The 13,482-nt window shown below is 31.8% G+C and carries 12 protein-coding genes and 1 tRNA gene; 7 read left to right on the top strand and 6 right to left on the bottom strand.

The window, feature by feature from the left end; all coding sequences use genetic code 11:
* The first annotated feature begins 81 nt into the window (after positions 1-81).
* From ACPF63_RS12870 to ACPF63_RS12860, 3 genes are all read left to right on the top strand, one after another.
* Complete coding sequence (locus tag ACPF63_RS12870; protein WP_077414816.1) at positions 82-294, top strand: glyceraldehyde-3-phosphate dehydrogenase; 213 nt, start codon at positions 82-84, stop codon at positions 292-294.
* A gap of 142 nt (positions 295-436) precedes the next feature.
* Positions 437-521, top strand: a tRNA-Ser gene (locus tag ACPF63_RS12865).
* A gap of 295 nt (positions 522-816) precedes the next feature.
* Positions 817-2,190, top strand: a complete 1,374-nt coding sequence (locus ACPF63_RS12860) for a site-specific integrase (protein ID WP_426480186.1) — start codon at positions 817-819, stop codon at positions 2,188-2,190.
* A gap of 43 nt (positions 2,191-2,233) precedes the next feature.
* On the opposite strand, the gene ACPF63_RS12855 is transcribed toward ACPF63_RS12860, so the two are convergent.
* Together ACPF63_RS12855 and ACPF63_RS12850 are read right to left on the bottom strand one after the other, a co-directional pair.
* Complete coding sequence (locus ACPF63_RS12855) at positions 2,234-2,542, bottom strand: hypothetical protein (RefSeq protein WP_426480185.1); 309 nt, start codon at positions 2,540-2,542, stop codon at positions 2,234-2,236.
* Positions 2,526-2,798 (bottom strand): helix-turn-helix domain-containing protein, encoded by a 273-nt coding sequence (locus ACPF63_RS12850; protein WP_426480184.1) that lies wholly within the window; start codon positions 2,796-2,798, stop codon positions 2,526-2,528. Before ACPF63_RS12850 ends, ACPF63_RS12855 begins: the two co-directional genes overlap by 17 nt.
* Positions 2,799-3,140: 342 nt before the next feature.
* On the opposite strand from ACPF63_RS12850, the gene ACPF63_RS12845 reads away from it, so the two are divergent.
* The 4 genes from ACPF63_RS12845 to ACPF63_RS12830 all read left to right on the top strand — a co-directional run bounded on the left by ACPF63_RS12845 (position 3,141) and on the right by ACPF63_RS12830 (position 10,181).
* Positions 3,141-5,885: a tetratricopeptide repeat protein gene (locus tag ACPF63_RS12845; RefSeq protein WP_426480183.1), complete on the top strand. Its 2,745-nt coding sequence runs from the start codon at positions 3,141-3,143 to the stop codon at positions 5,883-5,885.
* A 214-nt stretch (positions 5,886-6,099) separates the two neighbouring features.
* Positions 6,100-7,314: a hypothetical protein gene (locus tag ACPF63_RS12840; RefSeq protein ID WP_426480182.1), complete on the top strand. Its 1,215-nt coding sequence runs from the start codon at positions 6,100-6,102 to the stop codon at positions 7,312-7,314.
* On the top strand, positions 7,304-9,562 hold the full coding sequence (locus ACPF63_RS12835) for a ThiF family adenylyltransferase (RefSeq protein ID WP_426480181.1): 2,259 nt from the start codon (positions 7,304-7,306) through the stop codon (positions 9,560-9,562). Before ACPF63_RS12840 ends, ACPF63_RS12835 begins: the two co-directional genes overlap by 11 nt.
* Before the next feature lies 1 nt (position 9,563).
* Positions 9,564-10,181 (top strand): hypothetical protein, encoded by a 618-nt coding sequence (locus ACPF63_RS12830; protein ID WP_426480180.1) that lies wholly within the window; start codon positions 9,564-9,566, stop codon positions 10,179-10,181.
* A gap of 162 nt (positions 10,182-10,343) precedes the next feature.
* On the opposite strand, the gene ACPF63_RS12825 is transcribed toward ACPF63_RS12830, so the two are convergent.
* From ACPF63_RS12825 to ACPF63_RS12810, 4 genes are all read right to left on the bottom strand, one after another.
* Positions 10,344-10,661 (bottom strand): DUF6922 domain-containing protein, encoded by a 318-nt coding sequence (locus ACPF63_RS12825; protein WP_426480179.1) that lies wholly within the window; start codon positions 10,659-10,661, stop codon positions 10,344-10,346.
* A gap of 38 nt (positions 10,662-10,699) precedes the next feature.
* Positions 10,700-11,401, bottom strand: coding sequence for a nucleotidyl transferase AbiEii/AbiGii toxin family protein (locus ACPF63_RS12820; RefSeq protein ID WP_426480178.1), 702 nt, complete (start codon positions 11,399-11,401; stop codon positions 10,700-10,702).
* A gap of 436 nt (positions 11,402-11,837) precedes the next feature.
* A complete protein-coding gene (locus ACPF63_RS12815) occupies positions 11,838-12,494 on the bottom strand; it encodes a hypothetical protein (RefSeq protein WP_426480177.1) in 657 nt (218 codons plus the stop codon).
* Positions 12,495-12,733: 239 nt separating this feature from the next.
* Positions 12,734-13,201: a DUF3408 domain-containing protein gene (locus ACPF63_RS12810; protein WP_426480176.1), complete on the bottom strand. Its 468-nt coding sequence runs from the start codon at positions 13,199-13,201 to the stop codon at positions 12,734-12,736.
* Between the last annotated feature and the right edge of the window lie 281 nt (positions 13,202-13,482).

The following is a 13,482-nucleotide window of genomic DNA, read 5'->3' as shown; positions in this document are numbered from 1 at the left end:
TAAAAGTCTTTCTGTTCATGGTAATAAATGTCTTCATACCTGAAGTAAAATTCCTACATTTAGCAACTAATCAAAAAGAATATGGAAACAAAAGTCATCAAAATAACACACGTTACCGGAACCTACATTATTGAAGCTCCCCATGGAAAACTTAATGATCTGAAAAGCCAGCTGGACAAGTGCCTGAACGATGAGCAGGGGGCTATTGTGATAAAGGGAGATGATGGAGATCAGTTTGTATACCCATCTGATCTTTTAAAAAACAGCTTCATTGCAATCGTAGACAAGGAATAGATGATATGTTCGTGAAAAATAATTCCCTTGATTTCTAGTCTATTATTACGTTTTGTTAAAATTTGTGTGGCAAAAGTTTTGCGGGAATTAAAAATCGTTCTATATTTGCACCACTGAAAACAACGGTATAGCCGGAGTTTAGGGAGAGTTGGCAGAGTGGTCGATTGCGGCAGTCTTGAAAACTGTTGACTGTAACAGGTCCGGGGGTTCGAATCCCTCACTCTCCGCAAGTACTGAAGACGGAAGTTTTCAAAAAGCACTGAAAAATAGATAAATCCTGCAAAATCAATGATTTGCAGGATTTTTTTTGTTTATAGTAAATACTATAATTTTCAAAAATACTCCAAAAGTTTGTGGCAAATTTGTGGCAATTTTTAAATCACTTAAAAATTGCCACAAAAATAGAATTTAAAATACCATAAAAACACTTATAATTAATTTATAATGAACGTGTTGTGAGTCTAAACATCTTGATTTGAAGAGCTTTTAGTTTGACATTTATAATCTTAAAAATGTTGAATTATGTTAGTAGAACAAAGCTATGGGCTCACTTTCTTTTTAAAGAGCTCAAAAAATGAAAAGATTCGCCACATTTATGTGCGGATAACAGTAGATGGTATTCCTAAAGAAACATCTACCAAACGAAAATGGTATATTGATAGGTGGGATCAGAAAGAAGGCAAAGCTGTAGGTACTAAAGAAGATGCAAAAACGATCAATCTTTTCCTTGAATCTTTAACGACAAAAATCAATAGCCACAGAACCGAGTTGATGAATAATAGTGTTCTCATTACCTCTATTGATCTTATTAATTTTGTAAACGGAAAGTATAAGCCTCGAAATAAAATTCTTGAAGAATTTCAGGAACATAACGATGAGATGGCCAAACTAGTCATTACAAACGAATATTCCAAAGGCACGCACGAACGTTATGTTACTGCACGTTCCCACGTGGAGGAATTTATCAAGTTTAAGTATAATAAAAATGATTTAGAATTTAGCGCACTTAATTATGAATTTGTTAAGGATTATGATCTGTATCTAAAGACAATAAGAAATTGCTCCAATAATACATCCTTGAAATATATCAGTAATTTTAAGAAAATAGTATTAAGGGCTGTTGCTAAAGAGATTATACCTAAAGATCCGTTCCAGCTGTTTGTCTCCAAGAAAACCAAGATCAAAAAGAAGCCACTTACAAAAGCAGAACTAAAACGAATTGAAGAAAAAGAATTTAGCTCAGAACGGCTTTCGGTAGTACGGGATATTTTTGTTTTTCAATGCTATACAGGCCTATGTTATATAGACGCTTTCCAGCTTAAATGGGAAGATGTTAAAAAAGGTGACGATGGGTTCATGTGGATTATGTCCAGCAGGCAAAAATCAAAATCAGAAACAGATATACCGCTACTTCCCAAAGCACTTGAAATCATCGCAAAATACCGATATGATCCCATATGTCTGAAAAGAGGGGCTGTTCTCCCTGGTCGTTCAAATCAGAAGATGAATGAATATCTTAAAGAAATTGCTGTTCTGTGTGAAGTAAATTCAACACTCAATACCCATAAAGCCCGACGTACCTTTGCAAGCACAGTTACCCTGAACAATGGGGTGTCGATTCATATAGTTAAAGAAATGCTGGGACACTATTCTGTAAAACAAACCGAAGAATATGCAATTACAGAACAGGCATCAATTTCCCGTGAAATGAAAGAACTGGGAGCAAAATTAAAAGGTGTAGATAAGTTCAACAGAGATTTTGGCAACTTCCTTCAACAACTTGAAAAAGAGTTTCAGGAATTGAAGAATCTTATGGGTAGTACTACAGATCCATCCTTTACAGAGCGGTGTGGTACATTTGAAAATATGCTTGAAAGAGTAAAGGCAATAATCTGATAAATAAAAATAGCCTCAATGTACGATATTGAGGCTATTTACTCTAGTCTTTTGCCTTACGAAGGATCTCTACTGTACTTCGATAATCCGGATGGTAGGACGGCGTATATTTGATATAACCGAACAGTTGTAGTTCTTTAAAATACTTATGGAAACTGGTTATTGTCTTGATATGAGAAAGTGCCATAAGTTTATTCCTGCTCACTCTGATTAACCATTTTTCATTTTGCTTGCTGGCAAGTCTTGCAATGGCAATGAGTAAAGAAATATGCCAGACATTTAGTTGTGGATCACTACCAATTTCATCAAGGAAATCAAACCATCGTTGTAGATCATTATTCGGTTCCATCATCAAAAAGGTGTTGAAGATCTTCTTTATTGTAGTAATAGGACCCTAATACTTTCTTGTGGCGGATTTTGCCAGTGATCCTAAGATTCTGTAAGGTAGAAGCGGAAATATTTAGTTTATTGCGTATCGCTTTGCTGCGCATCCATCCAAATTCTTCCACTTTCTTATTATCTGTCATTTTACTTGCAAGAAGATTTGCAATGTCGGAAATAATCTGATCCCTCATTGTGTCGAGATCGTTTTTTGTTATTGTATCCATATCTAAAAATTTTGATTTATACAAAATTTCTCTTTTTCAGAATTAATACATTCAAATTAGTAGTTATAGGTATTGTTTTTCCTTTACTTGCCAAATAGGTTTGATGTATAGGCTTAACTGAAAACTACTTCCCTTAAATAATCCCTATAATATTTGCATATCTTTAAGTAAGGGAGAGTTGGTTAAATTATCACACTTTTTAATATTTGACTTAATTTACAATAATTGCAAAATCTGCATGCTGTCTTTTATGTAAATTTCATGTTTTGACAATAAAAAAATCGTTAAAATTTTAATATGTAAATTATTTATTATAACTTTGACGAAATTAAAATCGTTAAAATGAATCAAGACCTATTATTAAGAAACAATACTGGAATAAAGTCCAAAGAAAATCTGATTGAGGGTTTTGTTGTAAGAACGAATCAATTGGATTTATTAAAAGAGAATCTTTTGGTAAAGGATAGTAATTCACCAAAAAACATCTTAATTATTGGACAGAGAGGAGCTGGAAAAACTACCTTAATTCATAGATTGAATTATGAAATAATTGATAATCCTTCTCTCGCAGAAAGGTACATTCCTATTATGTTTTCTGAAGAACAATATAACTTATCGGATTTAACAAACCTATGGGAAAGTATAGCTATAAGTATTGAAGATCATTTTTATCAAGAAGCACTGCCAGAAGCAATTTCAAATATAATTGAAACCTATGAGAATTTTGAGGAGAGATCTTTCGAACATTTAGATAACTTTCTCAAAGAAAAGAATAAAACAGCTATTCTTTTTATTGAGAACTTCAATTTTTTACTTAAAAAAATCTCTAATGAAGAAAAAGAAAGATTTTTTAACATTCTTAAAAACAATTCTAATTTTAAAGTTGTCGGAACTGCTACAGCTCTTAACGATGGTCGGATCAATTTTCTAGAGGAATCTTTCAAATTCATCGAATTAATAGAGTTAGATAGTTTAAATAAGAGTGAGTGTGAGAAGCTTTTAATAAAGATTGGACAGCAATATGGAGAGGAACAGCAAATCCGTGCTATTATCGAAAATCATCCTGGTCGTATTGAAGCTTTGAGAAGATTGACAGGTGGAGTGCCAAGAACAATATCCTATCTATTTCAAATTTTTATGGATAATGAAAACGGAAGAGCGATAAAAGATCTTTATTTATTAATTGACACACTTACTTTACTATACAAATCTGAATTAGATCAACTATCAACACAGCAACAAAAAGTAGTAGATGTCATTGCAAAAAAATGGGATGCGATTTCGGTTAAAGAAATCGTAAAAAAAACAAGGTTAGAAAGCAAAAACATTTCATCAATTCTATCATACTTAGAAAAAAACCAGTTCATTGAAAAAATTCCTACAAATACTAAAAATCATTTGTATGGAATTAAAGAACGATTCATGAATATCTGGTATTTGATGCGTTTTGGACGAAAAAATGATAAAGACAATGTTGTATGGCTAGTACGTTTTTTTGATGCTTGGTGCGACGAAACAGAGTTGACTAGCCGTGTAAAAAAACATATCAGCAATCTAAAGGGTGGCAACTATGACGTTAATGCAGCTATCGATATGGGGAACACCTTCTTATCCTGCGAAAATGTTTCTGAAACATTAAAAGAAGAGTTAATTAAAGAAACTAATTCAATTCTTCCAGAACGCTTACTAAAGAATACAAAAACTTCAGAAAAAGATATATTAAATGAAGTTAAAAACCTTCTTAAAAAGGGTAATTTTGATGAAGCAGAAGATTTATTGTACAAAGTAAAAGTAAAAGACGTCCTTTACTACAAAGTGGCAACGTCTCTTTTTATACTAAAAAACAAACAGGAAGAAGCGCTAAAATCCGCTCAGGAAGCTTGGTCCTTGGAAAAAAGCTCATATATTGCGATTTCACTAGGTACATTGTACGAATTTAAAGTTGGTGATTTAAATAAAGCTCAAGAATACTATAAGATAAGTCTGGAACTGCCAGATCCTCATGGATATGCAGCTTATCGTTTAGGTGATATTGCAATAGAATTGGATGAAAACTATGAGGATGCGATCATGTATCACAAAAAAGCGATATCCATGAAGTTTAAACTGTCGATTACTTCACTGGGAGATATTTATTTTAAACAAGGAAATAACGAAGAAGCTATTAGATGTTATAAAGAGGCTATTTCTTTCAAAGTAGCAAATGCGCATACAAAGCTGGCGGAAGTATACACTTTTCAAAACCAAACAAAAGAAGTTGAAAAAACTTTAAAAGATGCCATTCTTGCGAATGAAGAATCCAGCCAGATAAATTTAGGTAGGTTCTATTATCTGAAACCCAGGCCAAGTTACAAAAAGGCGGAGGTTGAATTAAATAAAGCTATCGAAATTGGGGATGAAGATGGATATAGTGAATTGGCAAAACTCTACATAAAAAAACAAGAATTAGATAAGGCCATTCAGATTTTAGAGCTGGGTGTTGAAAAAAATAATGCAGAATCCGCACATCTATTAAGCCATATTTATTCTGAGAAAAAGCTTTACGAGAAGTCGGACTTAATGTTTGCGAAAACAATTGAACTAGGAGAAATACATGCTGTTGGATGCTGGGTGCAAGGTATATATGAAGACCTAAGAAAAGACAAAAAGAAATTCGCTTTGGAAATATTACAAAATAATATAAGCGATGATTTTCCTCCAACATTACGATTTAATTTACTCTACGCTAAGATATTATTGTGGAATGACAAAGTTGATGATTCTTTATCCTTGATTAAGCAACATATCAAAGATTTAATTGATTTTAGCAATAATCCAAAAAACAGTAACAGAATTACAAATAAAGTTTTTACTGACTTTGTTGATTATTTTCTTTTGTTATTTGCCAAAAATCAAAGAGAGTTGCTAATCAGTTTATTTAAGGAAATTCCAACTCTTGAAACGATTTTAAGACCTGTTTATTTCCTTCTGATGGAAGATATTAAGGATGAACTCCCTAATGAATATTTAAGAGCCGGAAAAGAATTAAAAGAAACGATAAAAGAATTAAAAGATGAAGTGAAGTTTTTAAAAGAAAAATTAGTTTAAGAAAAAATAGAATATTAAGTGATAAAAAAAGCTCAAGAAACTCTCACCCTTCTTGAACTTTTAAATATCATTTCATTAAGAAATTTCCATCTAATGAAGATATTGGATTTTGTCTAAAGTAACGTACAAATATATTAAAAAATTGCGTTCAATTCCTTATCTCTGAAATTTCTTTTAAATGACTGTGGAAATCCACTACAGTTAATATTTCTATATGGATTATTATGAGACCATATTTAAAGAAATTACTAAACAAAAATTATTAAAAATGCAGAACGCAACAGTTAAGTTTTACCCTGTAGGAAACGGGGACAATGCGCTAATTACATTAAAAGACAAAACCACAATCATCGTAGATTGCAATATAAGGAATTGTGATGAAGGTATTTATGATGTTAAAAAAGATCTTCTGAAAAGTATTCAGTATGACAATAGTATACCTTATGTAGATGTTTTTATCCTTACCCATGGAGATCAGGATCATTGTAGAGGATTTAAGAGTCATTTTTATCAGGGAGATCCAAAGGATTATTCTTCGGAGGATAAAAAGAATAATATTATTCGAGTAGATGCAATGTGGTTTTCACCTATGATCGCCGAAGAATCAACCAATGAGGATGAAGATGCCTATCAAAAAGAAGCCGAGCGCAGATTAGAATTACATAGAAACAATGCTCCAGACAAGGATCTTCCAGGTAATAGAATACGTATAATTGGATATGATGGTAACAAAAATTATCAGGATTTAGATCATTTACGTTCTACCCCGGGAAATATTGTTTCAAGATTTAATGACAAAGATCAGCATCTTTTTTCGATTTTTATTCATGCCCCTTTTAAGGAACACCTAGAGAATGAAGGTGGGGACAAAAAAAATTCAACAAGTATAGTTTTTCAGGCTAGATTTAAAACTGAAGCTTATCAATCAAATTTTTCCGGTTTAGTTATGTTTGGAGGAGACTCCGACCACTCTTCATGGAATATTATCTTAGATAAGACGAAAAGACATAATAATGAAAAAGCATTAGAATGGGATTTATTCCTCTCACCTCATCATTGTTCATGGTCATTTTTTAACGAGAGACCTCATGCGAAAAACCCTAACCCAATGGAATCTTCACTTGAGGTGTTAGATTATAAAAGAAGAGAAAGTAAGGTTATAGCATCCAGTAAAACAATTCTGGATGATGATGATAATCCTCCTCACTATGATGCAAAAAAGGAATACATCAAAAAGGTTGGAAACACTAATTTCCTCAATACATCAACTTACAATATTATAAACAAAGTGCCCCAGCCAATAATTTTTGAGGTCACATTTTTAGGGATTGCTAAACCCAGACAAACGGAAGGTACAGCAAAAGTTGTGGGCACAGCAGGCTTAGGAATTGTAAACTCTACTTCTAAATATGGGTGTAATGAACTTTAGTGCCACCTTACAAAAGTTTGAAGATGATATAAAGAATCCTTTTTTAAAGGATTCTTTATATTCACTTGAAAAAATATCGGGAAATAAACTAGATATTTTGGATTGGGGGAATAAAAGAATTGCGATTCCTCTTAACATCAGCGTGAACCTACCAAATTTGGGAACTTTTAATGGAATTGATATAAGGGAAAATGAACCAATTTTACTTGTTATTGACGAGGCAAATTATCCAGAAAAATGCCCTGTTATTTATACAGATCGTCTAGATTTTCCAAAGGATGAACTTGCTCACTTATATATTGCGACTAATGGTCGGCCTCCTGCCATATGTTATGTGAGAGAAAATCCAAACGAGTGGTATGCAAACAAAAGAATAGAAGATGTCATAATAAGAATAAATAACTGGTTTAGAGATGCTGCAATTGGTGAATTAACCGAAGATGGAGAACAATATGAGCCTATGAGATTAGAAGGGTATTATAGCACTATCATATATGATTATGATTTGATTATGAAGGAGATAATTGAAAACAATCCTTTCCCTGTCACTACTGAGTTTTCTGTAGCTCAGTTTGAACAAGTTTTGCAAAATGACAGAAGAACATATAAACTCATTAAGAAAACGACACCTGAAAATATTCAACCAATAATACAAGAAATTAGAGAGAATCAGGATAAACAAAAAAATGATACAACAAAACGAGAGTTATCCTTAGCTTTCTTTTTATGGAATAATGAAAATACTATAAATAGTAATTATGCTATAAACTTGCCTACAAATTGGGAAGATTTCAAAACGTTTTGTCATAATTATGGGATCAAATGTGATGTTTTGATGGAGTTGATAATTGATGCTCCATTCAGAGAGTTTCCGGTTATAGTAGGGATCAGACGCCCTAAACCAATAATAGGATATTCAGCAGATATTGAATTACTCAATTTTGAATTCGTGATTTCAAAGGAAGATATATGTGATGGAAAAATTATAAATAATTTCCATATAAATATCCTTTCACATAATCAACCACTAAGCATTGCTCAATCTGAAAAGATTTCAGGTACTAAGATTGAACTGTCCAGAGCGGTCGTTTTTGGATGTGGGGCTTTGGGATCAAAAGTTGTAATGCATTTTGCAAGAAGCGGTATAACTAATTTATCTTTGCTTGATCCGGACAGCATCTCTTCCCATAATTTGGTTAGACACAGCCTTTTCGCGGATAGTATAGGTAAAAATAAAGCGGCAGCCCTTAAAGAAAAAATTAAGGAAATTTACCCTAATGAGTCTTTACAAACATTATCTTCAACATCTTTTAAAGAGGGATTAATTGACCAAGAGGAAACCTTCAAACCTTATGAATGGTTATTTGATTTTACTGCCTCGGAAGCTTTCTTTAATAAATTATCAGTTATTAAAAGTGTAGGAGTTTGTCAAGTCGCAAGTGCTTCAATTTCGGACTTTGGAAATTTGGGAATCCTCTATAAAGAAGGCCAAAACCGAAATCCAAGGATAGATGATATGCAAGCATTTCTTTATTCTTCAGCTTTAACCAATCCAAAGATTTCGGAATGGCTTATTGGAGAGAATACCACACAAAGCAATTCAAATTTAATAGTTAGGGTGGGAATTGGTTGTAATTCAGAAACTACTGTACTTTCGGACGAAAAAGTATCTTCACATAGTAGTTACTTTGCTGGAGCATTAAAAAAAGAAATAGCTAATAAAAGTGATGAAGGAAAGATATTTTTAAATATAATTTCAGATTCTGAAGATTATATGGTTGAGACACAAAATATTATAGTGGAACCTTTTAAAGTGTTTAAAGCTGTAAATAACAATTGGACCTTGCGATTTAAAAATGGAATTCTTGAGAACATCAAAATGCAGAGTACAAAAGCAAAAGATAATGAGATTGGTGGTGTTTTTATTGGAATTTGTAATTATAAAACAAAAACATTTTTTATTACAGATCTTTTAAAAGCTCCCAAAGACAGTAAAGGTGATCACCTTAATTTTTTTCGTGGATTTAAAGATCTTGCTCAAGAAATTGCTCATATCAATAAAAAAACAGGGGGACAAATAGGTTATATTGGTGAATGGCACTCACATCCACATGGACCGGATAATCTAAGTCCAATTGATATGCAATGCGTGAAAGAATATAAAGAAGAATTAAATGGGCTTAAAACGCCATTACCCGTGCTCTTATCAATAATAACTCCCTCAGGCTTTTATCCTTATATTTTTTAACATGGCAGAAGAAGTAAATTTAAAAACTAAGAATACAACTTTACTTTGGGTATTTTTAGCCGCTAATATTATTATATTATTTATAATTTTTTTTCCTCACTATTTAAAGCAATTTGATATTATTTTATTGATCAGAACAATAGGAGCTTCTATTGCTCCCATACTATTGTTTCTACTTAATGGGTTATTAACCAGTCATCAAAAAGCAATTCTTGTATTTTGGAAATTAAATGATCCGTTACCAGGTTCTATTGCTTTTTCAAAACTCTGTATTAAAGATTCTAGAATTGATATAAAAAGTTTAAAAAGTAAATATGGACAATTTCCAAGAAAGAATTCTGAGCAGAATAAATTATGGTATAAGCTTTATAAGAAGAATTCAGCTAACCTAATAGTTACAGAAAGTCATCGAGCATTTCTTCTAGCTAGGGATTTAACATCATTGAGCTTCTTATTTATTGTATTTACAGGTATGTTAGTTTTAATATTTATGCATGATGATTCTAAGTTTTATTATGTAGGATTCTTATTTATTCAGTATTTAGCAAACGTAATCAATGCTCAAAATCGAGGGAAAAGATTTGTTTCCAATGTACTTGCTGTTGAGTCGAATAATTAAAATTTTTAGTGAAAAGTTTAATAGATAATCTTTTTGTAAAAGGATGTCAGTAATGACAAAATTTAGAGTTGGTGTTTCAAAATCTTTGAAATATAATGAGCCAATAAAAAAGAATTGAGGATAGACATTTTATTCTCAATTCTTTTTTATTGGCTATACATTTTAAATCCAATGGTAAGGTTTATCTTTTCTGTTGATATAACAGTACATTTCTTCCTTTTTAAGTTCAGGAAAGAATTTGATAGTATCTTCTATTGCGTAATTAGGGAGAAAGAAAATTTCATCTTTTATAGCTTTTATAACTTTTTCACGTCCATAAAAGCGTACAATCTCGTCAACCTCTTTTTGCCCACCTCTTTCTATAATACGGGTGATAACTGCAACATACATTTTTTGCCAGTCCATTTTATCTATATCCGTATCCCAAAAAAATTTTGCATGCAGATTGGGTTTTAGCACATTATTTACCCTATTTTTCATATTATAAATTTACTGAATTTCATTAGTTTATGCAATAGTCATCGACGAAAACCTCTCCCTTTTTGGGGTGGCTTATTTCCATTTTCCTGTTTAAATTTTATCTCAAATTTCAGTTCAGGATTAACAGCAGCTTTCTTCAAACGTTCTGACATTCTTGGCCAATTGTTCTCTTTTCCTTTCATCATTGAAACATCAAAAGCTTTATCAAAATCAATATTTCCAAAAAAGGAAAGTGCATAAGCGGCTAAAAAATCATGACCACAATACTTTTTCTCATATGCCTGAAGATAGTCTTTAAGTGGTTTCTCTTCCAGAAGAAAATACATGTCCACAAAATCTTTTAGCCTTTTTCCACTCTGAAAAATGGCATGGAGCTTCATCGCTCCAATATCCTCATTAGAAATCATTCGGATGCCTTCATTTATTTCCACAGGATTTAATAGAGGATATTTATGGGCAACAATATCAACTTTTATATCATTTATAAATGTAAGTACTGTATTGTTGTATAGCTTACTTTCTTTAATTACTGCATCATATTGCAGATTTAAATAATCAAACATTTCTTTTGAGTCGAAATCTTTTGTGGTGAACAAATCTATATCTACTGATTTTCGATGTCCTATTTTTAGGGACAATGCAGTACCTCCAACTAAGATGTAGTCTTTGAGCTTTTCATCTTTCATCAGCTTTTGGAGTAGCCCCCACATTTCATTGCTGACAGTTTCTTTATATAACATAACAAATCATTTTTCGGAAATCTATTCCTGAAATTGATCCGTCCTGTTGAAGTGGAATTTAGTGGCTTCATTTTGCCCTTATTTTCCTAATTGTACCCTATAAATAATGATCTGTCTTTTTTTTTGAAAAATAGCGACTTCGGAGCATGTTTCAAATCCCGAAGGGCAAGTTGTTTTGAGCAGCGGAATTTATTTCAAGCAGCTCAAAAGATAACTTGCTTCTTTCCTATGAAAGAATTCCATGATCTAAAGAATTTCTAGTAATTGTATTCTTATAAATAGAAGTATACTTACTTCTGATGAATTTTACATATCAGTCTGTCAAACTGTGTAAATTGGAGTTCAATTAATTTTATCCAAACAATTAGAATGGTCAGTCTCTTAATTTCAAGCCTGATTATCAACTTAATAATTACGATTTCTAAAATTAGTATTATTATCTGCTACCTGATTTCCTATATAGATCTCCCTTTATTCTATATTTTTCCAGCAGTTCAAATCCTTCTGTAGTTAAGCTTATTGGAACCTTATAGCAGTCTTTATCTATATCATAGATAATAGGTCTTTTATTTTTTCTTATTGTAGAAAGTTTAATCATGATTACCGAACAGTTTTCCTGATCAATTTCTGCTTGACTATATATTGCTAGAATGGTCTTTTTTCCAGTTAATTTATTCAAATTTTCAAGCTTCTCTACTTCATAGGAACTAATGTAGAAAAACAATGGGTTAATTCTTGGATATAAGGTGAGACATTTAACTTCAACTTCAATATTCTTACAATTTTTGATATTATAATCGGCTCTTTTAACTGGTATCGATTCAATTACTTTATAATTGGCAATACTATCTTTGTCCTGCGGAATATCTTCTACAATAAAAAGCTGTTCCCTAGCTATTATTTTAAATAATTCCTGTGCCTTTAAGCCGTTTTCCCTTCGTCTTTTTTCTACCTCTAAATTATTTTTTTGTACCTCAACATTATTGAGATAAACTTCGTATGGCAAAAAGCCAGCAAGTGGAAGCTCACTTTTAGTTCCTTGGAGAATAATGAAGCTTTCTAAAATGATTTCGTCTTCGAAAGCAATATACATTAGATTACTTTTATCATCGTCATAACAATAATAGTATTGATTCTTTAGATCGTGAAATATTAATATATAACCCATCTTAGATGTCTTTAAGGAAACTGATATAGTGACTTTTGTATATCGTTTTTTCTTATTTATATCACTATAAAGTTAATAAATTTATTGTAAATCAACAATTATCTTCAATTTAACCCTTCATATAAAGAAATTCCATCATATAGTCCTTCGAGCAAAATTATACCTTAGAACAACGGTTTATTTCTATCCTGATATATTTTATGAATCAGCTCTTCAAAATGTATAAAATGATAGTCAATAATATTATCCAGATAAGCATACATTGTGAGCCTGTCTATTTCAAGGCCAGCTATCAGCTTTAAAAATTTCTGATGGAACTCAGGACGGATGTATACAGTCCTTCCTTTGCTAGCATTTTGTTTTGGAATTTTAAAGAAAGTTTCAAAATATTCTTTCTCAGTTAATCCAGGGGACTTTGATCGTCTATTTCCACTTACAAATGACTGACTTTTGATTGGTTGAGTCTCTTTAGGCATCTCAGCTGCCATAGCATGTTTTAGATATTCATCATCCGTTACAGCTATAGTATTACCTGCTAATTCTTGGGATTGATCATTAGGTTCATTTGATCTTCCCTTTCTCACATAAGCCGCATTTTCATTGGATTGATCATGCAAGTTTTCTTTGTTCATATCGTATAAGATTATATGTTCATCCTCCTTTTTGTATATAACGATTGCTTTGTAAGCTATTATACTGTTATAAAGCCCTTTGATTATATCGTTAGCTATGTTACGCTACAGCTTGTTATCATTTTATGAGCATAACAAATTCTAATGTCATGACGTATACTGACTAGTATTGCATGCCCATATAATTCAATGATTTCAATTTGCTAGCTATATGTAAAGTTATAGTGCTAACTATATAACAAATTAAAGGAATGATTTCGGATATGATTTTATTGCGGCAT

Origin of the sequence: Chryseobacterium sp. R2ACT005 (genome assembly GCF_049949215.1) — a bacterium.
GTDB lineage: Bacteria > Bacteroidota > Bacteroidia > Flavobacteriales > Weeksellaceae > Chryseobacterium.
This window is presented reverse-complemented; position numbering and strand designations above follow the sequence as displayed.